Below are 24,840 nucleotides of genomic sequence, written 5' to 3'. Positions count from 1 at the left end.
GCCTAAGCAAGGAGTTGTATGGAAATTGAGCAAAAAAAAATGATAGGTTCGGTTCGTGACACGATCGATTCAATTGATAACAGAATCCTCGCTTTGCTTAAGGAACGCCTCGCATGTGCAAAAGAAATCGGACGTCTGAAAGATGGCGAAAAAAGGGCAAAATGGGACCCTCTCCGGGAGCGACAAATTTACGACAGGCTGTTAAAAGATAACAATGACATCTTTCCGCCGGACGCCCTCAAATCAATTTTTCATGAAATAATTACTACCTGTAGACTGTCACAGAAAAAAGCTGAAGTTGCCTTTTTAGGTCCGGAAGCAACATTCAGCCATCTTGCCGGGGTGAAATACTTTGGTCATTCGGCTGATTATAAAGCGATGGAAACCATCGAAGATGTTTTTGCCGAAGTGGAGAAAGGCCGAACCAGATATGGCATTGTTCCGGTGGAAAACTCCATTGAAGGTGCGGTGTTCTCAACGCTTGATTGTTTTATGAAATACAAGGTACAGATTTGTGGCGAATTACAGCTCGAAATAAGCCATAACCTGGTCTGCCGATCAGGAAACATGGAGGACATCCAAACCGTTGCTTCCCATGCACAACCCCTTGCCCAGTGCCGCGAGTGGCTGCGAAAACATCTGCCGGCAACACCCACCCTGCCGGTTTTTTCCACCGGGGCCGCCGCGCAGATGGCAGCCAACAACCCCAACATCGGGGCGATCGCTTCGTCTCTTGCGATAAAAACTTACGAACTTCAGGTTGTCGTCCAGGGTATTGAAGACTATCGAGGCAATACAACCAGATTTCTCGTGATCGGCAAAAAGTCCCCTTCGCGAAGCGGACAGGACAGAACGTCGCTGCTGATTGGACTGATGGATCGACCGGGAGCGCTCAATGACGTCCTTTCCGCCCTCTCCGAAGAAGATATCAATCTGGCCAAGATAGAATCCCGACCCATCAAAGGCAAGCAGTGGAAGTATCTGTTTTTTCTGGATATGCTTGGCCATATCGAGGATGACAAGATACGGCGGGGCTGCGATATTCTTAAAGCAATGTGTTCGTACTTCGAATGGCTGGGTTCCTATCCGCAGGGGGATCCATCAGCCACCGATTCGTGACATCCGCCCACCGCATGACCGGTGCTCTGTTACCGTAAGGTCGTCCTGTAAGGTGTGACCTTGCGGTTTATTGAGGATAGTTTGCCGGATACTGTCAATAATATCCTGGTCGGAAGCCCCCCCGCGCAGCAATGATTTGAGATCGGTCTCACTGTCGTTGAGCAGGCATGCACGAAGCTTTCCTTCCGAGGTGAGCCTGAGCCTGTTGCACTGGTCACAGAAATGGTGACTTATAGGACTGATGAAACCGACCGCCCCCTTTCTTTTATCGACAGAATGCAGATCAAACATTCGAGCCGGCCCTTCCCCATGCTCTTTATGAAAAGGGGTCAACACTCCCAGTTCGGCGATACGCGATTTAATCTCGTCCGCTCTGATAAACTGATTTTTCTGCCAGCTGTTCTGCGAGCCAACGGGCATAAACTCGATAAATCTCACCTGGAACGGCTCATTTAGAGCCAATCTGCCGAAATCCTGAAATTCATCGTCATTGACACCTTTCATGGCAACAACATTAAGTTTTATCCGAAAACCGATTTCTTTAGCCACCTGGAGCCCCTGCCATACCTTGGCAAAATAATCGTATCCGGTTATTTTTTTAAATTTTTCCGGCTGCATGGTATCGAGCGAGACATTAATATGGCGAATTCCACCGGCATAAAGCCTTTCGGCATAGTCAGCCAGCAGCACCCCGTTCGTAGTTAACCGCACCTGTTCCAGACCATCCAGCAGGGAAAGCTGGTGAATAAAAGTCAGGATGCCCTTCCTGACCAAGGGTTCTCCGCCGGTCAGACGTAATTTATTCATCCCCATAGAAACCGCCAGCCGCACGACGCGCAGCAATTCCTCGTAACTGAGCAGGTCGCCATGAGCAAGAAATATACCGGTCTTTACAGTGCCGGTTGCGCTTTCGGTCTCCCCGGGGATCCCGGGCATACAGTATGAGCAGCGGAGATTGCAGCGATCGGTCAGAGAGAGTCTCAGATAGGATATGGTCCGGGAAAACTGGTCGACAAGAGGAGAAATTGCTGGTATTTTTTCGTTCACGATATACAGTCTGCTGTTTATTATCAAAATAGAGAAGCCATTGTCCGTCAATCACTTCCGCTTAACTGACCGTTTCTTACTCTGAATAACAGTAGTAACACAATCAAAAATTACGTTTAACCACAAAAGAAGCCCCCGCATGCTTATTTTAGGTATAGAGAGTTCCTGCGATGACACTGCCGCCGCGGTTCTTGAAGATAATGTCATTCTCTCCAACGTGCTCACCAGCCAGGACCAGATCCACACTAAATTTGGCGGGGTAGTTCCGGAACTGGCATCCAGAAAGCACCTGCAGGCCATCCATCCCGTGGTTGAAGCAGCGCTTTCAGGAGCCGGCAAACAGCTCACCGAGATACAGCTCATTGCCGCAACCCGCGGACCAGGCCTGATCGGCTCGCTGCTCGTTGGATATTCATACTCTAAGGCACTTTCTTACGTTAGCAATATTCCGCTTGTCGGAGTGGATCATATGGCCGGCCACATCCTGTCAGTTTTTCTCGGCCAGGAAAAACCATCGTTCCCGTATATTGCTCTTATTGTCTCCGGCGGCACATCGGCTATTTACCTTGCCACAAGTTATAACGATTTTCAACTGCTGGGAAGGACTCGAGATGACGCGGCCGGAGAAGCCTTCGACAAGGTTGCAAAACTCCTTGGTCTTCCCTACCCCGGCGGACCCCAGGTGGCCGGGATGGCTGCAGGTGGCGACCCGCAGGCGGTTCACTTTCCAAGAGCCTGGCTCGATGAAAACTCTCTGGACTTCAGTTTCAGCGGCGTAAAAACGGCGGTCCTCAATCATGTTAACAGCTGCCGGCAACAAGGCATTCAGCCAAACATCGGGGACATCTGCGCCTCCTTCCAGGAGGCTGTTGCCGAGGTACTTGTTGAAAAAACAATTTCTGCCGCCCGGCAAAACCATATCAACACAATCGTTGTCGGAGGCGGCGTATCATCAAACACCAGAATTCGCGATTTTTTCACCGCTCGATGTGCCAGCGAAGGTCTCCTGTTTTACGCCCCGGAGCCGATTTTCTGTACCGATAACGCAGCGATGATTGCACTCGCCGGATATCATTCATACAACCAATCGGGCCCTGTTTCCCTTGATGAAGATGTCTATTCCCGCTCTGCACTTGGTTGACAATGCATCCCATAAACATTCTGCGTTATATTAAATATTATTTCATCAAATTTAAACGATTGCAGGGAAGCCCGCAGGCGCTGGCCGGAGGCACTGCGATCGGCGTGTTTGTCGGCCTTACGCCGACAATTCCATTTCATACCGCACTGATCATCTTTTTCAGTATTATTACAAGAACATCCGCCCTTGCCGGCATTATTATCAGCTGGATAGTCTGCAATCCATTAACCTATCTACCGATCTATTATCTGTCAGCACTGGTTGGCAACCATCTCACTCCCTATGATTTGAATCTGAAAAATTTTCAGAGTGCTCTCGAGCTCGCAGTGGCCGGAGGCGGCATAGAAAGTGCATTACCCATCCTGTTTCGATCGGGATACGAAGCGCTGGTCGTGATGGGGGTTGGCGGTTTGTGTGTCGCGCTGCCTGTTGCCATAGCCAGTTACTATCCAGCCCTGATATTTTTTATGCACATCAAGAAAAAAAGAATGAAAAAGCATGTGCTCAACTAATTGGCTCTGAAAAAGGGCTCTGAAAATGAAAAATTATGACGAAATACGGACACCAGACGCGAGAAGCGCTGCAAAACAATCAACTGGCACCCAAGAAACGGTTCGGACAGAATTTTCTCGTCCATAAAATGACCGCTGAAGCCATCGTTCGTGCCGGGAAAGTATGCAGCGACGATACTATTCTCGAGGTCGGAGTTGGGCTTGGCGCCTTGACTTCGCCCCTTGCGGCGACGGCAAAACATGTATTCGGCTACGAAATAGACAGCGGTATTATCCGCTATCACCAGGAACAAAAAGATCTCCCAGACAACGTAACCCTGGTGCATCAGGATATACTCAGCGCTGATTTTCAGGAAGTTGCCCGACAATGCGGCGGTAGTTTGAAAATATTGGCAAATCTTCCCTATTCGATATCCAACCCGTTTATTTTCAAGCTTATCGACAATGCCTCGCTCATCAGCACTGCCACAATCATGCTGCAGAAAGAAGTTGCCGACCGATTAATGGCAGCTCCCAATACCAAGGAATACGGAGTCCCGACGGTGCTCCTTGCCAGTTGCGCCACTGTCCACAAGCTGATGACCCTGAAGCCCGGCGAATTTCACCCACGACCAAAAGTCGATTCAGTGGTCGTCACCCTCGATTTCAGACAAGGCGTCAAACGGCCATCGGACGCTGGGCACTACGATTTCGCCCTTTTTCGCCAGCTGGTCAGGACGACATTTAATCAACGGCGAAAAACCATTCTCAATACCCTGACCGGGGCGGGCTTATTTGGTGATTCGATAAAACAAGATAAAGTCGCCAATAAAGAACGTACCTGCCGGGCAATCGAAAGGGCCAACCTCCAGCCCAACTCCCGACCGGAAACGCTCACCTGCATAGACTTCATCAATCTGGCAATAGAGATAGCCCGCGACAGAAGTTCTCTTTGAGTTTTTACGAGTTCGTCTTATATTCTTTTACCATAACCATTTTGATAGGCTGATTGGCCCGCAGTGCATTAAATACTTTTATCAACCCACATAATACCATGACGACTGAACCAAAACATATCGTTTCCCTTCCTGAAATTCCCGGCGTAATAGTGCCTCCGCATCCTCAGTGGCCATCCCTGTCCAAAGTGGAGACTGCACATTTAAAGGAGAGGATTAAAAGACTTCTTAAAGAGCAGAATGCGGTTCTTGTCGCCCACTATTATACCGACGGGGCACTGCAGGATCTGGCTGAGGAAACCGGAGGCTGTGTTGCGGACAGTCTGGAAATGGCTCGTTTCGGCACGGAACACCCGGCCCAGACTTTGGTTGTGGCCGGGGTTCGGTTCATGGGCGAGACGTCAAAGATCCTCAACATCGAAAAAAGAGTCCTTATGCCCGATCTCTGTGCCACCTGCTCTCTTGATGAAGGTTGCCCGTATGAGATGTTCAGTGCATTCTGCGATCGCCATCCCCAACACACCGTCGTCGTCTATGCCAATACCAGTGCCCAGGTAAAAGCCAGATCCGACTGGGTGGTAACCTCCGGCATAGCGCTGCCTATCATTAAGCACCTCGCTGAAAAAGGAGAAAAAATCCTCTGGGCGCCGGACAAACATCTGGGGGCTTACGTGCAAAAACTTACCGGAGCCGAGATGATTTTCTGGCCCGGTTCCTGTGTCGTCCACGAAGAATTTCGTTCCGTGGCTCTGGAAAGACTGCGCAAACTCCATCCGGAGGCGGCGATCCTGGTCCATCCCGAATCGCCGGAGGCAGTCGTCCTCCAGGCCGATGTGGTTGGTTCGACAACAGCTCTCATCAAGGCGGTGACCACTTTACCGAATAAAGAGTTCATCGTTGCAACCGATGCCGGTATTTTCAATAAAATGCGCCAGCTGGCGCCGGACAAGGTCTTTCTTGAAGCACCCACAGTCGGTGAAGGTGCAACCTGTCAGAGCTGTGCCAACTGTCCCTGGATGGGCATGAATTCATTGCACAACCTCGAAGAACTGCTGGAAACCGGAAAAAACGAGATCCACATATCCCCCGAAATTGCCGCCAAGGCCCGGATACCTATCCAGAGGATGCTCGATTTTGCCAAGAATATGAAGAAATAACATCCTGCCGGCTGCAGATCAAACCTGCAGCCATTGGGCATACCGCCCCTGCAGACTCTGCCAGCTGAAGTGATCGGTCATCTCCTTTGCTGTCGACCGGCTGAGCCTGCAAGCACTACGCACCGCCTGCTCCAGCTTCTCCTGCAGGCAATTCGCACTATAGAGAAATTTCCGATCAAAGAGTTCCGGATATGACAGCTGGTCCGGTAATACCGGCAGGCAACCGGCCCTGACTGCCTCGATTATGGCTATACCATAAAATTCATGCAATGCAGTCGAGACGACGATATCACCCTGGCTGAGCAGTTCTGCATATCGCTGACGGGATGGAACAAAACCGAAGTGAATGATTTTATCTTTAAATTTTATTTCGGCATCATAAAAACAGTCGGGAGCGCCTGCAAACGATTGGCCAAGTACCAGTAAACGAAAATCAAAGCCACGCTGTACCAGGCATTCCAATGCGAGGAAAAAGCTCTGCGGATTTTTATCATGTTCCCAGCGGTGGTTCCAGACAATGACCGAAATATCTGTTGTCGTTTTCCACCTGATTGTATCGATTGCAGAAAATTCAATACCGGGAGAAAGAACAATGCTTTTTGCAGCCAGGTCCGTGACGAGGCCGGAGAGCTTCATTTCCGGTGCAGCTCCCAGTCCTTTGCGACACCCATGGAAAAAAGTCTGCCGGTTATACTCGGAATTAAAAGCAATGCTATCGGAGGCCAGGGCTGAATGAAAATTAATGGAGGCATATTGATGCTGTGTCTGTGCATTGTAGCGGAATGGATAGACAAACTGGTTTTCATGAAAATAGGTAAGAATCCTGGCATGATGATTCCATCCGTCTATGTTATTGAGCAGACCGCGAAATACCGCGACATCAACAAAGGTAGAACAGAGGACACAGTCAAAACATCGCTTGTCCACCGGCAGGTCTTTTATTTTTTCGATAAACCAGGGTGCGGAAAGTTGCATGCGCATCTGCCAACTCCTGGCCGGCAGCGTACAAAAAACATACTCCCCCGGCACATACTTTTGCAGGCCATCGAGAAACTGTTTATGAGAACCGCCAAAATACGGTTCAAGAACCAGGACGCGCTTCATTTTTTTTATTGATCCGCCAGGTCATTTATTGTATGTCTCCCCGTGTTGCACAAGGCGTAGTTGCAACTAGAAATTCTTATCATTCATACGTTCCTTCACGAGATTTTTGCTGATCTTCGGCGGCAATATAAACTATGACCAAAGACTCTCTCTGCCCCTGCGGCAGTGGCGCAGCTTTTTCCGTCTGCTGTCAACCGGTACTTGACAACCACCGTATGGCGGTAACCGCAGAAATGCTCATGCGCTCACGGTATACGGCATTTGTTCTGCGCCATGCCCAACATATTCAATCGAGCTGGCATATCAGGACCCGTCCCAAAAATCTCAACTTCGATGACCATCCGGTGGTATGGCTTGGGCTGCAGATCCATAGTTGCAGCAAGGGTCAGGAAAGCGACAATGACGGAACCGTTGATTTCACCTGCCGCTATCTCGAGCAAGGCCAATTCTGCAAACTCCACGAACGCAGTCAATTTTTGCAGGAAGATGGTCTGTGGTATTATCTCCAGGGAGAGTGCCAGGTTACCAAAGAAAAAATTGTCAGAAACAGCAGCTGTCCCTGTGGTTCCGGCCAAAAATTCAAACGTTGTTGTCTGGCAAAATAGCTCAGTTCAAAGGGCAGCCAGCTGAGCGACAATTCTGTCCCAGATAAGATCGGCAGTGTGCATTTTACTGGTGTATGGCAGCAATTCCGCACCCGATCTGCCAAGCAGCAACACCTGATTGCTCTCAACTTCAAACCCTGTACTATCGCCGCTGATATCATTGACGGCGATGAAATCGAGGTTTTTGCGCTGTAGTTTTTTCATCCCTTCCTCCCGGAGATTTTGACTTTCAGCGGCAAATCCGACCAATATCTGGCCTTCTTTCTTTCTTTTTCCCAGCTCCAAAAGAATGTCCGGATTGCGCTCGAGGTGCAACCGGGTATCGATCTGGTCCTTTTTCACTTTATGGGCAAATTTTTTTTCCGGCCGGTAGTCAGCAACAGCTGCTGCTTTGATTATTACTGAACATTGCCCGGCATGTTCAAGTACCGCATCATACATTTCCAGGGCCGTCTGCACTCTCTGCATGGTGACTCCGGCAGGAGCTGGCAGGCTGCTGGGTCCACTGATCAGAGTCACCTCCCCCCCCCGTCGAAACGCGCTTTTCGCCAGGGCATAGCCCATCTTACCGGAAGAACGGTTGCTTAAAAAACGGGCAGGATCAAGGGGCTCTCTCGTTGGTCCGGCAGTTATCATTATCCGTTGTCCCTGCAAAACCTGCGGGGTAAGGGCCTGGGCGACATACTCCTTCACTTCGTCCCATTCAGGGAGGCGGCCGTCGCCATGCTCCTTGCAGGCCATCATGCCGCAATCCGGGTCTACAACCGTGTAGCCAAGCTCTCTGAGCCTGGCAATATTCCGTTCTGTGGCAGAGTGGGAATACATGCGGCTATTCATGGCCGGGCAGACCAACACCCTGGCTCTGGTGGCAAGCACCGTCGTGGTGAGGAGGTCATCGGCCATTCCGGCGGCGAGCTTGGCGATGGTATTGGCGGTTGCCGGCGCAATTAACACCACATCGGCATCCCGGCCGAGGCTGATATGGGCCATCGTATTCTCTTTTGCGGCGGAAAACATGTCGGTATGGACATCATTGCCGGAGAGTGCGGCAAAGGTCAGTGGGCTGACAAATTCTGTTGCAGAGCGTGTCATCACCACCGAGACCTGAGCTTCTTCTTTAGCCAGATCGCTCACCCACCCGGCTACCTTGAAGGCCGCAATCGAGCCGGTTACGCCAATGACCACCTTTTTTCCAGCAAAAACGTTTTGCATGGTATTCCTCTCTTTTCCTTTAACACCCTAGCTTTCTTCCCGTTTACCGGGGGTAATTTCCGACAACTGCCACATACCGCTTTATTGCTGTTTACAAATAACACTTTTCCAGCTTTTATGTCATTGTAAGATTTCTGTAAGATGGCCTTGATTAAATAATGCGCGAACCTTTTCAGTAGTCACTGCTCTTTTTCAGAACAGCTCTTCGGGGATTGCCCCGACATATGCGACGGGATTTATGCAAGAAACAAAACATTTAACCACAGCGCAGAAAGAAGATTTATTAATAGAATGGAACCTCTATGACGCCAGTCAACAAAAAACCATCCTGGAGGAATTTCACAAACATTACCGGGAGGATTTTACCTATGACGATTTTCTCGAATTCTTACGAAAAAAACTTGAAATAGACGGGTACTGGATAAAAGCGGGTATTCTCTAAAATACACAGTTTCAACCTCAGCTTCCTGCCGACTCCCTCACCCTCGCTCCTCGACGCTTTCACGGCATTCCAGTCACATTTTCCGCAGATGTCTGTGTTTTCTGCCAGGTGGTTGTTGAACAATTGTGAAAAACTTCGTAACATCTTAAAAGGTTTCCTCAATATACCGGGATGGTTCATACTGGTATATTTGCCCATCCTGCCTTCGGGGAAAAGACACCCATTTCTTAAATGAGGCTTACAGAATGATCCATGAAAATTGGTTGCTGCTTCTGCTGTATTCCTTTCTCCTTGTCGCCCTGGGCAACAGTCTGCTCGCCAGTTGCACCGCGATATATTACCAGAATCAATCTATTGGTCGCCTCTCCCACAGCCAGCTCCGCATAAAACAGGGAACCGCCACTTTGGAGCAGCGAATTAATGTCTTTGCTCAATCCCTGATCTTCTCGTTCATTAGTTTCCGCATCTATTTCATTACTTTACTGGTCTGGCTCGCTGCATGTGGAGCATATTATTTTTTCCCAATCCATTAATCCGTTATTCTGAAATTCAGGGTCTTATGAAATGTATCAATATTTTTTAGACACCTGAGAGATGACAGATACCTGAACTGGTATATAATTTTACCATGATGGAAAACGGCAGGATTGAGACCGCTGGGTCAATTTTGGTGACCTATAGTGCTCTACATTTCCATCCGGCCACAGATTCCAAAAGACTACCCCCAAAAGCAAAGCGAACAGTTGCGGACAGCAGGAGAAAAGTTATGATGTTTCAACCTTTAAATGAGTTTCACCCAATTTCCTCCCCCAGCACAGTAAATGAAGTTGTTGAGCTGCTCTACGATGATATCTCACTCAGAGATAAAGTAACAATGGCTCATCTTACGGAATATGAACTCGATGCATCGGTTTATCTGGTATTGGCTAAAACGATAAGAAAGGAGTTTGGTCTCTATAACGGCAATACGGAACTGCTGCACTCTTGTTCAAGCTACCAGGGACGGGAATACGATGTGTACGAGGACCCGGCGATGGTAATTATAAAAGAACTCTGGAAAAAAGTGAAGAAAACGCACAACCTTCATCTCGTCAAAAATAATCGTTCTCCGGTCAAATAGATTCGATCTTCCTCTCAGATGCTCCCTTCTGCCGTCGTAAAATGCCATGAGCAACTGCTTCGGAGAGTTGCGGTTCGGTTTTCAAGAGAATCAGATTGCCTGGATTAGCCTTTGTCACCGGATTACCCGATTCATCCTGCATCGAGACAATTCGAACCGGTGTCAAGCCCATGCCCTGCTGCATATATTCAATATGTTCCCCGGGCGTCAGCTGATTGCGTATCTCGACCAGGGGGGCCTCTCCCGGTTGTCGAACAACCGCTACCGGCTCATAGCTCTGAACCGCCCTGGAAGACGTATAGATCATCTCACTGCTCCCCGGTCGCTGATTGATGAAATTTTCCGTCGTTCCTCTGGTTCCGGTCTTGAGGATCTCCTCCATAAAATGATCCGGCATGCGAATTCCGGCTGGATCATTCCAGGCATCCGTTGGCAGCTGGGCCAGATAATCAAGAGCCGCACGGTAGACCCGGACGACGCCGCCGACATAGAAAATTGATTTCATCCGGCCTTCGATTTTCAAGGAATCAACTCCAGCCGCCACCAACTGCGGCAGCATCTCCACCAGGCAGAGATCCTTGGAATTGAAAATATACGTCCCTCTTTCATCTTCCTCGACCGGGAAATACTCGCCCGGGCGTTTTTCTTCCAGCAGGGTGTAGCTAAACCGACAGGGATGGGAACAACTGCCCTGGTTGGCGTCTCTGTCGGTCATATAGTTGGAGAGCATGCACCTGCCGGAATACGAGATGCACAGCGCGCCGTGAACGAAAACTTCCAGTTCGCCGGCAACTTTTCGACGAATCTCCCGAATTTCTGCAAGCGACAGCTCCCGGGCCAGGTTCAGTCGGCAAACTCCCTGAGACAGCCAGAAGGAAGCCGATGCATGGTTGGTGACATTTGCCTGGGTCGACAGATGCACGGGCAAACTCGGCACAACTCTTCGGGCATAGCTGAGAATGCCTGGGTCGGAGAGGATAATGCCATCCACCTGCATGTCCTTTAACCCGGCAAGATATCTTTCAAGGTCGTCAAGATCCTGATTATGCGCAATAATATTCACCGTGACATAAACTTTAACACCGTGATCATGGGCAAACTGCACCCCCTGGTGCATCGTCTGCTCATCAAAGTTACCGGCTTTGGCCCGAAGACTGAATTTTTTCCCGCCAAAATAAACGGCATCAGCTCCGTAATGCACAGCGGTTACCAATTTTTCAAAGTTACCAGCTGGGGCAAGCAACTCAGGCATGACAGGAGCTTCTTCTTTGCGACTTTCCTTTTTCATCTTGGTCGGGTATTATAATTTTTTATTTTTCCTTAGCCATCTCGAGATTCGAATTATTACCAGTGTATCACTCGTCATAATTGAACTTTGTCCATTAATTATTTCCAGTACATGGGTATGTATGGAGAGTGCTTTTTTCAACTCTTTTTGGATATACCTTATCAAATATTACACGCCATCCAGTGACGAAAAGAAAAATAGGCATAGCCTTAAGCGGTGGTGTTGACTCTACGGCATGCGCCCTTTTACTGCGTGAACACCACGAGGTAAAGGGATTTTTCATGCAGCTCGCGCAACCGGATTTTGCGGCACAAAAGACCCGGGTCCAGGCTGTTGCCGATAAACTTGGCATCCCTTTGCAGATTATCGACCTGCAGCAGGAGTTTGAACAAAGAGTGCTGAATTATTTTTCCGGCAGCTACTATCGAGGTCTCACCCCCAACCCTTGTGTCATCTGCAATAAAGAGATTAAATTCGGCTTATTTATGGAAGCCATTCTCCACGCCGGAATGGACAGAATGGCGACTGGTCATTATGCCAAAATAATTAAGAGTGAAGACAGGTATCATCTGCACTGCGGTGACGATCCCCAAAAAGATCAATCCTATTTTCTCTCGCGTCTCACCCAGCAGCAACTGGCCAAGGTTATTTTTCCACTTGGCGAGACAACCAAAAAGAACACCTATCATTTCGTCGAAGAACATGGCTTTGATAATTTCCACGGCCAGGAAAGTCAGGATGTATGTTTTCTCGAAAACAGGCAGATAACTGCTTTCCTGGCAGACCGTGCGAGAAGCAAAGACACGGAGGGGGCCATAGTCTCCACCTCGGGTAAAGTGCTCGGCCATCATCAGGGCCTGTTCCATTATACTATCGGTCAGCGAAAAGGTCTGGGCATATCCAGTGCAGCACCACTGTACGTTATCGGCCTGGATGCCCCGGGAAACAGGGTCATTGTCGGCAGCAACGAAGAGTTGTTCAATAAACGGATCCGGGTGCAAAACCTCCATTGGCTGGCCGACAGAAAGCCTGATCTGACAAGCAGTTACCAGGTCCGTATCCGGTACAGCCACCGAGGGGCAACCGCCAGGCTGGTTGTCGATGACGAAGGGTGTGGCGATATTATCTTTGATGCACCACAGCGGGCGGTTACGCCGGGACAATTTGCCGTAATATATCATGATACCGAGCTTCTCGGCTCCGGCATTATACTTGAGTAATAGTTGATAAATATGAAAAAAGTATTCATTGCAACGCTGGGTTGCAAAGTGAACCAGTTCGAATCCGCCGCCTTTAAGACCGGCTTTATTGAGCAAGGCCTGGAGGTCGTTGGGGCAGGCGAGAAGGCGGATCTGATTGTCATTAACACCTGTGCAGTCACAGCCGGAGCCGGAGCGCAATCGCGCCAGACTATCAGGCAGGCCCTGCGCCAGAATCCTGCGGCAAAAATCATCATCACCGGATGCTATGCCGAAATTGCCGCCAAAGAGCTGGCAGAGGCAAAAGAACTCCAGGACAGGACATATCAGCTTGTCGGCAACAGCAAAAAGGATACCCTGGTTGCCGGTGCCTTAAAAAATGATCCCGAGAGTCAACAGATAGTCATGGGGTCCATTGATGCAGCAAAAGAGATATGCCGCCTGCCGGTACGCCGTTTTGGTGAACGCGCCAGGGCATATCTGCGCATCCAGGATGGCTGCGAAAGTTTCTGCACCTACTGCATTGTTCCCTATACCAGGGGGCCCAGCCGGAGCCTGCCGGTCGGTGAAGTGATCGACCAGGCCAGAATTTTTGCTGAAGAGGGCCATAAGGAGATCGTCCTGACCGGCATTCACCTCGGTTACTATGGCAAAGACCTGACGGGCAGCATTGATCTTGTCTCCCTCCTCGACCAGTTGACCGCGGCCACCCCGGAGGCTTCTTACCGGATCAGTTCACTGGAACCTCTTGAAATAAATGAATCCCTGCTGTCACTCATGCAGGAACGCAAAAATATCCAGCCCCACCTGCATATCCCTCTGCAAAGTGGCAGCGATGAGATCCTGACCAGGATGAACCGTCGCTACACCACCGAGCAATTTCAACGGGTTATTAGCCTCTGCCGGCAATACCTGCCGGACGCTGCGCTCGGTATTGATATCCTTGCCGGATTTCCCGGCGAGACCGATGCGCAGTTTACGGCGGCCGAGAATTTCCTTCGATCCCTTTCTTTTAGCTATCTGCACGTCTTCCCCTATTCAATTCGTCCCGGGACCGTGGCCGCCGGCTTTAAGAAGCATGTTCCGAAAAAAATAAAAGATACAAGAGTTGCCCGCCTGCGCCTGCTGAGCGATGAGAAAAGGAATGTTTTTTATCAGAGTCAGATTGGCCGGATTCGGCCGGTTCTGGTCGAAGGCAGGCGCGATAGCGACGGGATGCTGAAAGGTTATACCGATAATTATATTGCCGTTCACTTTGCCGGCCCTGATCATTTGTTAAACAGCGTTACCGCCGTCAGGCTCCGGTTACTTAAAGATCACAGTGTGATTGGAGAAAGAGCAGAGCACTATGAAAATTGAAATAATAGCCATAGGCGACGAACTCACATCCGGAAGAATCCTCAATACTACCAGCAGTTTTGCGGCCAGAAATCTCTATGAAGCCGGCTATGATATTTATGCCATGAACACCATTGGCGATACCCCCAGCCTCATCGGCGAGGCACTGAAGCAGGCGCTTGGTCGGGTGGATGCCGTTCTGGTCACCGGCGGTCTCGGCACCACCGATGACGATCTCACCAATGAAGCGGTGTCCAAGGCTCTTAATCGGCCGACCATGCCCAATCTGGAAATACTGGCCAATATCCGCACACATCTGGATGAGATCACCGCCTCGCCGGTAGGCAGACTGGAAAAACTGGCCTGGCTTCCATCCGGGGCGGAAGCCCTTAATCCTCGATCGAGGATGGCTGGATATATGCTTATCCATGACGATAAACCGATCTTCTTTCTGCCTGGAATCCCCAGCCAGATGCAGCAGCTGCTCATCGAAGAGGTACTGCCAAAACTCTCTACCTGGCATGAAAACCATCGTTTGACCACCTATCAGCGAATTTTTCGAATTTTTAACCTGCCGGAAACTGAAGTTAATCGCCGTATCGAAACCCTGGATCTCAGTCCCGATGTGCATATCGGCTACTACCCGGTTTTCCCCGAAGTCCACCTGAGCCTTACCGTACGCGATAAAAAAAACAATGATGCCAAACGTCTTTTTAAATCCTCCTGCAAAGCTATCAATACGGTACTGGGCGACTCAATTTACGGCTGTGACCGGGAAAGCATGGAAAAAGTTGTCGGCAAACTGCTGCTGGAAAACAACCTCAAACTAGCTGTGGCCGAATCCTGCACCGGGGGGATGATCTGCCAGAAAATCACCAACTCGCCCGGCAGTTCAGCCTATCTCCTCGGCGGCGTCGTCTCCTATTCCAATTCTCTCAAGGTCATTTATCTTTCCGTTTCTCCGGAGGCACTGGAGCAACATGGCGCCGTCAGTAGAGAAGTTGCTGAAGAAATGGCGGTCGGGGTTCGAGCCAAAAGCGGCGCGGATATCGGCCTGGCTGTAACCGGCATTGCCGGACCGGATGGCGGCAGTGTGGAGAAACCGGTTGGCACGGTGTATATAGCTATCGCCACCTCCGAGGAAAATTGGGTCACAAAATTTCATTTCCAGGGGGATCGTAACGAAATCAGGGAAATTACCGCCCAAAGCGGACTCGATCTGATAAGAAAATATCTGTTGCAGAAACTCACGCATTAACAACATTTACCAATCGGATAACTTTTAAATTTCACAGGCGGTAAGATTTTTATTTATTATGCATTGTATGGTATTGGAAAGCATGCACCTTCTGGCACGAAATTTAACATTAAGGACCTCGTGAAAAGTTGCATCACTTATTTCACGAGGCCATCATCATTTATTGTGGAGAATCATATGGCAGTCAGCACCAATAAAGATAAGAGCAGCAGTGTCGAGAACGCTATCAGCCAGATCCAGCGGCAATTCGGCAAAGGGTCGATCATGCGTCTTGGCTCCAGGGAAACCGAGAATGTCCCCGTTGTCCCGACGGGGGCCCTGAGTCTTGATATCGCTCTGGGTGTCGGCGGCATCCCCAAGGGGCGTATCACCGAAATCTATGGCCCTGAATCTTCCGGGAAGACAACGCTCGCCCTGCACGTCATCGCCGAATCGCAGAAGACAGGTGGCTCAGCCGCCTTCATCGACGCAGAACATGCCCTTGATACCAAATATGCCCAGCGTCTGGGCGTTGATATCGACAACCTGCTTGTCTCCCAGCCCGATTTTGGGGAACAGGCGCTGGAGATTGCTGAAATTCTTATCCGCTCAGGCGGTATTGATGTCATCGTCATTGACTCCGTTGCAGCTCTCACCCCCAAAGCGGAAATTGACGGTAATGTCGGGGATCACCATGTTGGCCTCCAGGCTCGTCTCATGTCACAGGCCATGCGTAAGTTTACCGGGGTTCTCAGTCGAAGTAATACAATTTTGATCTTCATTAATCAGATCAGGATGAAGATCGGGGTGATGTTCGGCAACCCGGAGACCACCACAGGCGGTAACGCACTGAAGTTCTACTCATCTCTTCGCCTTGATATTAGGCGAATAGGCCAGCTCAAAGACGGGCAGGATCTGGTTGGTAACCGGACCAGAGTGAAAGTAGTAAAGAACAAATGCGCGCCTCCGTTCAAGGAAGCAGAATTTGACATTGTCTACGGCGAAGGTATTTCCAAGATCGGCGATATGCTTGACCTGGCGGTGAATCTGGAAATAATTGAAAAAAGCGGTTCCTGGTATTCCTACAATGAAGAGCGAATAGGCCAGGGCCGCGAAAATGCCAAGCGTTTTCTCGCCGATCAGCCGGAGATGTGCCTCGATATCGAAAATAAGGTACGTATGGCTTACGGCATGGCGCCAGCGACCGTCCCGCTCGCTGCGCCCGCAGTTCCGGTTGATAAAGCCGAGCTGCCGGCAGAATAATACGTTGGACTTCACCCGGGTTCAGACACTTGCTTTCTGAACCCGGTCGCCAGCAATGTCAGGCTACGAAGAGCAACGCTTTCACAATCTCCAGCCCATCCCGCACCTCATGCCGCACGGCATGCACAGCAAGACATTTACCTTGACTCTGTCAGAAGAGGTGGGGTATTCGTTTTAGTCGGTTGCCGTTATCTTTTATTCACCCCAAGCGAGGATCTACTCTTGTCTCCTAAAAAGCAGAGCGAAGCAGAAGAAAATTTTGATGTCATTATTGTTGGCGGTGGTCCTGCTGGCCTTTTTGCGAGTTACTACCTGGTAGAACATTCCAATCTCAAAGTATTGCTTATCGAAAAAGGCAAAGCGTCGTTAAAACGAAAATGTCCGATAAAAGACGGGGGGTGCATTAAATGCAAACCATGCAACATCCTGTGCGGTATCGGCGGTGCCGGACTGTTCTCCGACGGCAAGCTCAACTTTATCCATAAGCTTGGTAAGACTGACCTTACTCAGTTCATGGATATTTCTGACGCCATGGCCTTGATCGACGAAACAGAGGCTATTTTCAATCGGTTCGACATGGATGGAAAGGTATTCCCAACCGATATGGCAAAAGCAAACAACATCAGAAAAGAAGCCAGAAAGCAGGGCATCGATCTTTTGATCATCAAACAAAAACACCTTGGCAGCGACAATCTTCCCAATCATATATCGAAAATGGCTGATTATGTGGCAGAAAAAGGCGTTGTTTTTCACCACTCCGAAGAGGCCAAAGAAGTGCTGGTTAAAAATGGTGCAGTCAAAGGTGTAAAAACGAACCGGGGAGTTTACAAGGCCAAAAACGTCATCCTGGCGCCCGGCCGTGTCGGCGCGGAATGGGTTGCCAATGTAGCAAGAGCCCATGGAATTGAGGTTTCCCAGCGAGGTATTGAGGTAGGAGTTCGGGTCGAGGTGCACAATGAAATCATGCAGGATCTCTGCGAAATAATTTATGACCCTACTTTTTTTGTGCGCACTTCAAAATATGACGACCAGACCAGAACCTTCTGCACGAATTTAGGCGGCTATGTAGCCCTGGAGAATTATCAGAACTTTGTCTGTGTCAACGGCCATGCGTTCATGGATAAAAAATCGCATAACACCAATTTCGCCTTCTTATCCAAAGTCGTCCTCACCGATCCAGTGGAGGACAATCAGGCCTATGGCGAATCAATCGGCAAATTGGCAACCCTCATCGGCGGCGGCAAGCCGATTCTCCAACGCTATGGCGATCTCAAACGTGGCCGGAGATCCACCTGGAACCGGGTGAAAAACAGCTATATTGAACCTACCCTAAAGAGTGTGACCTGCGGTGACATAGCTATGGCCCTGCCGGAGAGAATCCTCACCAATCTGATAGACGGACTTGAACAGCTCAACCAGGTTATTCCCGGCGTAGCCAATGACGAAACCCTGCTGTATGCGCCGGAAATAAAGTTTTTTGCCACCCAGGTGGCCACCGACAATAACCTCGAGACAGCTGTCGCCGGCCTGTTCATGGCCGGCGATGGCCCTGGAGTCGCTGGCAATATAGTGTCCGCAACAGCCACTGCCTTGATACCATGTAAAAAAATCATTGCCCAGAAGAGGTAAAATTGGCATTTATGGTTTTGGTGGCATGTTTATTATTGACACTTACAGAGCATTTGCTACATTAGGGTGAAACTAGTAATAAATATCATTGTCTTTAAATTTTAGGAGGAACAACAAATGCAGAAAATGGAATGTCCTTGTGGTTACATTTATGATCCGGCAGTCGGTGATGAGGATAATGGTGTAGCTCCAGGAACAGCGTGGGACGATCTTCCCGAAGATTGGGTCTGCCCCTTGTGCGGCGCGGAGCAAGAATCTTTCTGGAAAGTGGACTAATTCCGGTAGGCTGCAGGTTAACCGAAATTAGTTTCAATGCCCTTGAAGGTACAGGGCACCCCATAAAGCTGCAGTGTCCAGATCTCGTAATTGACGGCACTGCAGCTCTTTTTTGTCATACTAGTTAGATAGTCCTAATTTCTTTCGAACACCCTGAAACAATAATTCCAGTATGGAGACTGATTATGAGCCTGTTAGTGACTAAACCAGCACCTGCATTTACTGCAACGGCTGTTCTGCCTGATAATTCTTTCAAAGATGATTTCAGCCTAGCCGATTTCCGTGGAAAATATGTCCTGTTGTTTTTTTACCCTCTCAACTTCACCTTTGTCTGTCCTTCGGAGATTCTCGCCTTTGATAAGGCCGTTGCTGAATTTACCGAACACAACTGTCAACTCATCGGTATCTCTATCGATTCGGCTTTTTCGCATCTCGCCTGGAAGAACACCAAGGTACATGATGGCGGTATTGGCAAAATCAAGTACCCCCTTGTCTCCGACCTGGACAAATCCATATCAAAATCCTACGAGGTACTTCTCGATCAAGGTATCGCTCTTCGCGGACTTTTCTTAATTGATAGAGAAGGCATAGTTCGTCATCAGGTGGTCAACGACCTGCCACTCGGCAGAAACGTCAATGAAGCGCTACGAATCCTCCACGCCCTGCAGTTTACCGAAAAGCATGGCGAAGTCTGTCCGGCTAATTGGAACAAAGGGGAAGAAGCAATGAAACCGACGGCAGAGGGCGTGGCCGAATATCTGACCAATCATCATTAATTATATCCGCCGTTAAGCTACCAAAAGCGTGGAGAAGCTTTTAAAGCTTCTCCACCCTTTTTTATGCAGTTGTTCACTTTATGGAAACTACCCGAGGAGATCATACAAGGCAGTGTTGTAGCCGATATAAAAGACATTGCCTCGTTTGAAGGCAGGCGCCCGAAGATTACCGGTCCGGCCAGTTATTTTCGGCAGCACTTCTTCTTTACCGGCAATGGCGGGATTGAATTCGACTATGTTTTTACCGCTGGCGACATATATCTTGTCAGCACCGGCAACTATTCGCCAGACGTCGTCGCCGGCGAGGCTTTGATTTTTCGCATTCACTTCATTCGTAATTGCGATCTTTTTTTCAGCAAAAACCGTCCAGGCTTTTTTACAGGAAACTCATCCTTTACGCATATAGGCCCACTCTATATCCATTATTGTCCTCCTTGTTTTTTTGCGACTCTTCAGTCCCTGTCGCCCCTATCTGTACGCCATGATCCGGCCTGCGGCAAGAACCAGCATATGCACCAGAAGAGCCGCGTTCAAAATAATAAAAAGAGCCCGGTACGCCGATTTTTGCCGGAACACCAGAACGTAAATAAAGGCTCCCAGCAACAGGCAGCCGTTGGCAATAATCAATGCCCGCCAGATGAAGCTGAGAGAAAAAGAGAGGCCAAGAAACATAAACATGACCAGAACCAGGGCGCCGAGCCAGGTAATAAAAAAACGTTTAAGGCTGTCTTCACCAAACAGCTGTAGAAAATGCGGTAAGCTGCTCTTTACATACTCATCTTTAAAATTTAACAGCACCAGCCAGAAATGTGGTATCTGCCACAAAACCAATAGTGCAAACAACAGGAGAGCCGGGTAGGCAAGAGGTCCCCCACCACCGGCAAGCCAACCGATATAGGGTGGCAGAGCCCCGCAAACTGCGCCGGGAACAATAGCCAGAACAGTCCTTTTTTTGAGCGGGGTATATACTCCGTTATATACAAAAACAGCAAAAACGGCGGTAAGCGAAGGTACAGCTGTCCTGGTTGCCCAAAAGAGCAGCAGCAATCCCGCAACGCATAAAATCGCGGCTTGCCAGCCGGCCTGTCGGAGGGATAGAATCCCGGTGGGCAGAGGCCTGTTGCGGGTTCTTAACAGTTCACTGTCAAGGCGATATTCCTGGAGGCTGTTCAGCGTCGCCGCTCCCATTGCCAGCACAAAGACTCCACTGCCAACCAGCAGTGTGCCAACCCCGATGACCGGATCGGCTAAAATAGTGCCAAACAGGGCCGAACACCCAATGAGCAGGCAGAGTGGCGCCTTGGTCAACTTGAGTCGCCACCGCATGTTTTTTGGCAGAGTCTTAAAAAAAACGCCCAAATTCATCATGCGAACGATCAATCGCTCTCTTTTTCGAGCCAGGCCGCAAACTCTTTTTCCGGGATAATTTTCAGTTTGGCGACCATGGCCGAATGATCAACGCCACAGTATTCGGTACACTGGATATCGTACTCCCCTAACTGATCGGCAAAAAACCAGGCATAAGTCGGCATTCCCTTCACCGCATCAACCTTGATTCGAAACGCCGGCAGATAAAAACTATGCAGGACATCAAGTGATGAGATGTTCAGTTTGACAGCTCTGCCGACAGGAACCACCAATTCATTTTCCGTTTCCTTGTCGTTGTTATAAACGAACAGCCATGAATACTGCTGCGCCAGAACTTCAACCTCCATAGCATCCTTAGGAACAGTACGTAAACCGACGTATGAAGACCAGCCGATAACAAACATGGATAGAGCGATGAGGGTCGGAACAATTGTCCAGATGATTTCCAGTTTATAGTTGTCGCGAATATCGGAGGCAACAGGGTGTTTGCTGCGTCGGTATTTCACGACGAAATAAACCATCACCACCGTGATACCAAACAGCAGAACAACGGATATGCCGAGAATGTACCAGAATGCCTGATCTACGCCTTGTACCGGGGTCATAAAATTCTCCAGCTGTTATCGGTAAGCCACATCCCAGAAGGTAAAACCGATCAAAATAACCAGCACTCCTACCGTGCTGAGAAACGATATATTGATAATTCGCCCTTCATATTTCAGGTGCATGAAAAAGAGCAGGACAAAAGTTACCTTGGTAGAGGCAATGGTCAGGGCAATAGGAATATTGAGAAATCCCAAATGAACATAGGAGACCCCAACGGTAACTGCCGTCAGCACAAGCAGGATACCGAGGACCATTCCGAGTTGCGTGAAGCTGAGTACATGGGGTTTTTCTGTGTTATCCATGTTTAATCTCCCAGGTAATGCATTTTTTTGTTACAGAACCAGATAAAAAAGCGGAAAGACAAAAATCCAGATGAGATCCACCAAATGCCAGTAGAGCCCCGAATTATCCAGCATGGAAAACCTCTCGGCGTTTACCTTATCCTGCAGCACAAAGACAAGACTGACCGAGAGCAGGATCATCCCGATAATGACATGCAGGCCATGCAGTCCGGTGATGACATAATAGAGACCAAAGAAAATATTCAACCCGGGTTCGCCTGATACAAGAGTCTCGGAGTTGGGGTAAATATCATGGTGAATCTTTGCGCCCCATTCAAAGTACTTATTGACCAGAAAGATAACTCCGCAAAAAATTGAAAAAAGCAGCAGACCAACAGTCTGTTTTTTATTATTTCGCTGTATTGCCGTAATAGAGGCGGCGACAGTAAAACTCGATATCAGCAACACTACCGTATTTACGGTTCCGATGATTCGATTGAGTTCTTTGCCGCCCTCGGCAAAGAACTCAGGATATCGGTGCAGATATGCCGCATACAAAACAAACAACCCGCCAAAAAGAATAATCTCCGAATAGAGAAACAGCCACATGCCTATTTTAATGCCGGTCCTGTCTATCTGAGCACTCATGGTAATGGCCCTTCCCCGCCTCTTTGCAGCAATTGCTCGGTTACCCCGGTAAAGTCGTAGGGAAAGTCAGCAATCTGTGGTTTATGAAGAAAATTATGCACCGGCGGCGGCGATGGCACCGTCCATTCCAGGGTCGTTCCTCCCCAGGGATCGACTGGGGCCGGCATCCGCTGTTTGAAGCTCAGCAGCAGATTCACAAACATTGTCACCATGCCGATAATGAGCAGATACCCGCCAAAACCCGCCAGAAAATTGCCGGTCTCATACTGCGGAAGATAGTCGTAATAGCGCCGCGGCATGCCTTCGAGTCCGAGAATAAGCATCGGCACATAGTGAAACATAAAGCCGATCCCGGTCAGGGACGCCCCGATATAGGCGGGTTTGAAGCGATACATAATGCCGAACATCTTCGGCCACCAGAAGTGCAGGGCTGCAAAAAAAGCAAACCCGGTCCCGCCAAACATGACAAAGTGAAAGTGGGCCACGACAAACTGGGTATCGTGCACATGGATATTTGTTCCCGCTGCGCCAAGCACCAGCCCGGTCAGGCCGCCTATACTGAAGAGAAAGATGAAAATCAGCGCCAGCAACAGAGGCGGCGTCATCTCAATCGAACCCTTATACATGGTTGAAACCCAGGAAAAAACCTTGACCGCCGACGGAATGGCAACAAGATAGGTCAGCAGAGAGAAGACAAAAACCGAGACATCGCTCATGCCGCTGGTAAACATGTGATGCGCCCAGACAAGCGACCCGGCTATGGCAATAGCCATGGATGACCAGACGATGGCTTTGTACCCGAAAATGGACTTTCGGGAAAATATCGGAATGATCTCGGAAATCACTCCCATGCCCGGAATAATCATCACATAAACGGCCGGATGCGAGTACATCCAGAATAAATGCTGGTACAGTAACGGATCGCCTCCCTTGTCCGGGTCAAAAAGTCCGATATGGAAAAATCTCTCCAGCACGATTAAAACAAAAGTAATTGAAATTACCGGCGTTGCCAGAATCTGCACCCAGGCAGTGGCATAGAGCGACCAGGCAAAAAGCGGTATCTGCATCAAGCCCATACTCTTGTCGCGCATCCGGTGAAAGGTCGTGACGAAGTTGAGCCCGGTAAGCATTGACGACATCCCGAGAATAAATGCCGCGGTCACCGTCAATCCCACATTGGCGCTATTCTGCACACTGAACGGCACATAGAAAGTCCAGCCGGTATCAGGGAAACCATCTCCGACAAACAGAGAAATGATGGCGAACAAACCGCCAAACATAAAGAGATACCAGCTGAAAAGATTCAGGCGCGGGAAGAAAACATCATCGGTGCCAAGCTGGATTGGCAGGAAAAAATTGCCGAAAATAGCCGGAATCCCGGGAATAACAAAAAGAAAAATCATTATTACCCCGTGCAGGGTAAAGGTGGCATTATATGTCGCCGCATCCATAATCGTTTTGCCCTGGCTCATCAACTCGGTTCTGAGCAGGAGTCCGAGAAACATCGCCAGTACAAACCAGAAGAAAATCGCGCCCAGATACATGAGGCCCAGCCGCTTATGATCATGGGTTAACAGCCATGCCTTCATTCCGGTAAGATGTGGTGGGGCCGGGGTGTGATAAAAAGATTGTGTCGCAGTCATATGGATATCCTGTCTGTTGATGCAGTCATCGTCGCAGGTCGTTGTGCATCTTCGGTCGCTTTCGCTTGAAATAAATGAAAACAATCGCCAAAATTATGCCGAAAAAAAGCATCACCCCAATTTTTACCAGCTGAAAGACTGACTTGTTCTTGTCGGGATCATAATTAAAACAGAAGGCAAGGAGCCTTTTCACCGACATTGACGGACGACCGCTTGCGGCATCGGCCAGGCCCATATCTATATCGCCGGCGAGAAAGGAGCCGTAGACGTACCGGATGATCTTGCCGTCTCCTGCTATAACCATCAATGCAGCGGGATGAATAAACGTTTCATCGTCAATTTTTTTAAATCGAAAGCCCACCCCCTCCGTTGCCTTGTTGATGTTTTCCCGACTTCCGGTAAGAAAACGCCAGCCATGAGCTGGAAAAGAATCACCGACAATTTTCAGATAATTTTTTTTTGCCCGGGCGGCATCCTCGTAGCTCTCTGCTTCGTTGAAGCTAAGAGCTATAACCCGAAAGTCTTTCTCAGGGGCAAAACTGAGACTGTTGAGAGCTATTGCCAGATTAGCAAGATTCTTACTGCAGATATTCGGGCAATAAAAATAAATGGGCAGAAAAATAGTCGGTCGATCTATTATCTCCTGCAAGCGGATGGGCATCCCCTTTTCATCAATAAATTCGAGATCGAGCGGCAGGAATTGCCCCGTTTTCTCCTCTATCCACTGCCCATCAGAAGATTGTTTTCCGGCTATTACCTGCTTGCTTTGCTCCAGCAGGGATGCGTTTTTCGCTCCATTGCTGTTCGCCCCGGCCACGCTGCTGAAAATTGTTGTCAGGAGCAACAGCAGTCCCAGGACGAATATTTTGCATGACTTGTCAGTCCATACCACCC

At 49.2% G+C, this 24,840-nt stretch carries 27 protein-coding genes; 16 read left to right on the top strand and 11 right to left on the bottom strand.

Going from position 1 to position 24,840, the window contains the following annotated elements; all coding sequences use genetic code 11:
• Positions 1-18 precede the first annotated feature (18 nt).
• Complete coding sequence (gene pheA, locus FCL47_RS04140; RefSeq protein ID WP_240744130.1) at positions 19-1,119, top strand: prephenate dehydratase; 1,101 nt, start codon at positions 19-21, stop codon at positions 1,117-1,119.
• Here the strand turns inward: pheA and moaA are convergent.
• Complete coding sequence (gene moaA / locus FCL47_RS04135) at positions 1,102-2,166, bottom strand: GTP 3',8-cyclase MoaA (RefSeq protein WP_240744129.1); 1,065 nt, start codon at positions 2,164-2,166, stop codon at positions 1,102-1,104. The two genes, pheA and moaA, sit on opposite strands and share 18 nt — an antisense overlap.
• 139 nt (positions 2,167-2,305) lie before the next feature.
• On the opposite strand from moaA, the gene tsaD reads away from it, so the two are divergent.
• From tsaD to nadA, 4 genes are all read left to right on the top strand, one after another.
• Entirely contained in the window at positions 2,306-3,307 is a 1,002-nt protein-coding gene (gene tsaD / locus FCL47_RS04130; RefSeq protein ID WP_136812218.1) for a tRNA (adenosine(37)-N6)-threonylcarbamoyltransferase complex transferase subunit TsaD, read from the top strand.
• A 2-nt stretch (positions 3,308-3,309) separates the two neighbouring features.
• Positions 3,310-3,819: a DUF2062 domain-containing protein gene (locus tag FCL47_RS04125; RefSeq protein ID WP_136812217.1), complete on the top strand. Its 510-nt coding sequence runs from the start codon at positions 3,310-3,312 to the stop codon at positions 3,817-3,819.
• A gap of 35 nt (positions 3,820-3,854) precedes the next feature.
• Positions 3,855-4,754 (top strand): 16S rRNA (adenine(1518)-N(6)/adenine(1519)-N(6))-dimethyltransferase RsmA, encoded by a 900-nt coding sequence (gene rsmA / locus FCL47_RS04120; RefSeq protein ID WP_136812216.1) that lies wholly within the window; start codon positions 3,855-3,857, stop codon positions 4,752-4,754.
• 98 nt (positions 4,755-4,852) lie between these two features.
• Positions 4,853-5,911 (top strand): quinolinate synthase NadA, encoded by a 1,059-nt coding sequence (gene nadA, locus FCL47_RS04115; RefSeq protein ID WP_136812215.1) that lies wholly within the window; start codon positions 4,853-4,855, stop codon positions 5,909-5,911.
• A gap of 18 nt (positions 5,912-5,929) precedes the next feature.
• On the opposite strand, the gene FCL47_RS04110 is transcribed toward nadA, so the two are convergent.
• Positions 5,930-7,015 (bottom strand): DUF3524 domain-containing protein, encoded by a 1,086-nt coding sequence (locus FCL47_RS04110; RefSeq protein WP_136812214.1) that lies wholly within the window; start codon positions 7,013-7,015, stop codon positions 5,930-5,932.
• Between the two features lie 134 nt (positions 7,016-7,149).
• Here FCL47_RS04110 and FCL47_RS04105 point away from each other — a divergent pair, with 134 nt between their 5' ends.
• Positions 7,150-7,620: a YchJ family protein gene (locus FCL47_RS04105; RefSeq protein WP_136812213.1), complete on the top strand. Its 471-nt coding sequence runs from the start codon at positions 7,150-7,152 to the stop codon at positions 7,618-7,620.
• Positions 7,621-7,626: 6 nt separating this feature from the next.
• Here FCL47_RS04105 and coaBC read toward each other — a convergent pair whose 3' ends face one another.
• The gene (gene coaBC / locus FCL47_RS04100; protein ID WP_136812212.1) at positions 7,627-8,832 is read right to left on the bottom strand and encodes a bifunctional phosphopantothenoylcysteine decarboxylase/phosphopantothenate--cysteine ligase CoaBC; all 1,206 of its coding nucleotides are present in this window, start codon (positions 8,830-8,832) and stop codon (positions 7,627-7,629) included.
• Between the two features lie 238 nt (positions 8,833-9,070).
• Here coaBC and FCL47_RS04095 point away from each other — a divergent pair, with 238 nt between their 5' ends.
• From FCL47_RS04095 to FCL47_RS04085, 3 genes are all read left to right on the top strand, one after another.
• A complete protein-coding gene (locus FCL47_RS04095; protein ID WP_136812211.1) occupies positions 9,071-9,274 on the top strand; it encodes a hypothetical protein in 204 nt (67 codons plus the stop codon).
• Positions 9,275-9,519: 245 nt separating this feature from the next.
• Positions 9,520-9,807 (top strand): hypothetical protein, encoded by a 288-nt coding sequence (locus FCL47_RS04090; RefSeq protein ID WP_136812210.1) that lies wholly within the window; start codon positions 9,520-9,522, stop codon positions 9,805-9,807.
• Positions 9,808-10,040: 233 nt separating this feature from the next.
• Complete coding sequence (locus tag FCL47_RS04085) at positions 10,041-10,394, top strand: hypothetical protein (protein ID WP_136812209.1); 354 nt, start codon at positions 10,041-10,043, stop codon at positions 10,392-10,394.
• Here FCL47_RS04085 and FCL47_RS04080 read toward each other — a convergent pair.
• Positions 10,387-11,682, bottom strand: coding sequence for a U32 family peptidase C-terminal domain-containing protein (locus tag FCL47_RS04080; RefSeq protein WP_136812208.1), 1,296 nt, complete (start codon positions 11,680-11,682; stop codon positions 10,387-10,389). The genes FCL47_RS04085 and FCL47_RS04080 overlap by 8 nt on opposite strands.
• 182 nt (positions 11,683-11,864) lie before the next feature.
• On the opposite strand from FCL47_RS04080, the gene mnmA reads away from it, so the two are divergent.
• The 7 genes from mnmA to FCL47_RS04045 all read left to right on the top strand — a co-directional run bounded on the left by mnmA (position 11,865) and on the right by FCL47_RS04045 (position 19,400).
• Positions 11,865-12,902: a tRNA 2-thiouridine(34) synthase MnmA gene (gene mnmA / locus FCL47_RS04075; RefSeq protein WP_167496356.1), complete on the top strand. Its 1,038-nt coding sequence runs from the start codon at positions 11,865-11,867 to the stop codon at positions 12,900-12,902.
• A gap of 12 nt (positions 12,903-12,914) precedes the next feature.
• Complete coding sequence (gene mtaB, locus FCL47_RS04070; protein ID WP_136812206.1) at positions 12,915-14,240, top strand: tRNA (N(6)-L-threonylcarbamoyladenosine(37)-C(2))-methylthiotransferase MtaB; 1,326 nt, start codon at positions 12,915-12,917, stop codon at positions 14,238-14,240.
• Positions 14,230-15,477: a CinA family nicotinamide mononucleotide deamidase-related protein gene (locus FCL47_RS04065; protein ID WP_136812205.1), complete on the top strand. Its 1,248-nt coding sequence runs from the start codon at positions 14,230-14,232 to the stop codon at positions 15,475-15,477. The genes mtaB and FCL47_RS04065 overlap by 11 nt, the downstream gene beginning before the upstream one ends.
• A gap of 177 nt (positions 15,478-15,654) precedes the next feature.
• On the top strand, positions 15,655-16,719 hold the full coding sequence (recA, locus tag FCL47_RS04060; protein ID WP_136812204.1) for a recombinase RecA: 1,065 nt from the start codon (positions 15,655-15,657) through the stop codon (positions 16,717-16,719).
• A 222-nt stretch (positions 16,720-16,941) separates the two neighbouring features.
• Positions 16,942-18,348: an NAD(P)/FAD-dependent oxidoreductase gene (locus FCL47_RS04055; protein WP_136812203.1), complete on the top strand. Its 1,407-nt coding sequence runs from the start codon at positions 16,942-16,944 to the stop codon at positions 18,346-18,348.
• A gap of 117 nt (positions 18,349-18,465) precedes the next feature.
• Positions 18,466-18,624 (top strand): rubredoxin, encoded by a 159-nt coding sequence (locus FCL47_RS04050; RefSeq protein WP_136812202.1) that lies wholly within the window; start codon positions 18,466-18,468, stop codon positions 18,622-18,624.
• A 185-nt stretch (positions 18,625-18,809) separates the two neighbouring features.
• Positions 18,810-19,400 carry a peroxiredoxin gene (locus FCL47_RS04045; RefSeq protein WP_205747221.1) on the top strand — a complete coding sequence of 197 codons (591 nt, stop codon included), beginning with the start codon at positions 18,810-18,812 and terminating at the stop codon, positions 19,398-19,400.
• 87 nt (positions 19,401-19,487) lie between these two features.
• On the opposite strand, the gene FCL47_RS04040 is transcribed toward FCL47_RS04045, so the two are convergent.
• From FCL47_RS04040 to FCL47_RS04010, 7 genes are all read right to left on the bottom strand, one after another.
• Positions 19,488-19,727, bottom strand: coding sequence for a hypothetical protein (locus tag FCL47_RS04040; RefSeq protein ID WP_136812200.1), 240 nt, complete (start codon positions 19,725-19,727; stop codon positions 19,488-19,490).
• A gap of 141 nt (positions 19,728-19,868) precedes the next feature.
• Positions 19,869-20,768 carry a UbiA family prenyltransferase gene (locus FCL47_RS04035; protein WP_136812199.1) on the bottom strand — a complete coding sequence of 300 codons (900 nt, stop codon included), beginning with the start codon at positions 20,766-20,768 and terminating at the stop codon, positions 19,869-19,871.
• Between the two features lie 8 nt (positions 20,769-20,776).
• Positions 20,777-21,373 carry a cytochrome c oxidase subunit II gene (gene coxB, locus FCL47_RS04030; protein ID WP_136812198.1) on the bottom strand — a complete coding sequence of 199 codons (597 nt, stop codon included), beginning with the start codon at positions 21,371-21,373 and terminating at the stop codon, positions 20,777-20,779.
• Positions 21,374-21,388: 15 nt separating this feature from the next.
• A complete protein-coding gene (locus tag FCL47_RS04025; protein WP_136812197.1) occupies positions 21,389-21,676 on the bottom strand; it encodes a cytochrome C oxidase subunit IV family protein in 288 nt (95 codons plus the stop codon).
• Between the two features lie 30 nt (positions 21,677-21,706).
• A complete protein-coding gene (locus tag FCL47_RS04020; protein WP_136812196.1) occupies positions 21,707-22,303 on the bottom strand; it encodes a cytochrome c oxidase subunit 3 family protein in 597 nt (198 codons plus the stop codon).
• Positions 22,300-23,946 carry a cbb3-type cytochrome c oxidase subunit I gene (locus tag FCL47_RS04015; protein WP_136812195.1) on the bottom strand — a complete coding sequence of 549 codons (1,647 nt, stop codon included), beginning with the start codon at positions 23,944-23,946 and terminating at the stop codon, positions 22,300-22,302. Before FCL47_RS04015 ends, FCL47_RS04020 begins: the two co-directional genes overlap by 4 nt.
• A 25-nt stretch (positions 23,947-23,971) precedes the next feature.
• Positions 23,972-24,838: an SCO family protein gene (locus tag FCL47_RS04010; RefSeq protein ID WP_136812194.1), complete on the bottom strand. Its 867-nt coding sequence runs from the start codon at positions 24,836-24,838 to the stop codon at positions 23,972-23,974.
• Positions 24,839-24,840 lie beyond the last annotated feature (2 nt).

Origin of the sequence: Desulfopila sp. IMCC35006, from assembly GCF_005116645.1 — a bacterium.
Classification (GTDB): Bacteria; Desulfobacterota; Desulfobulbia; order Desulfobulbales; family Desulfocapsaceae; genus Desulforhopalus_A.
Note: the sequence above shows the minus strand (reverse complement) of the source record. Positions and strands in the feature narration are given on the sequence as shown.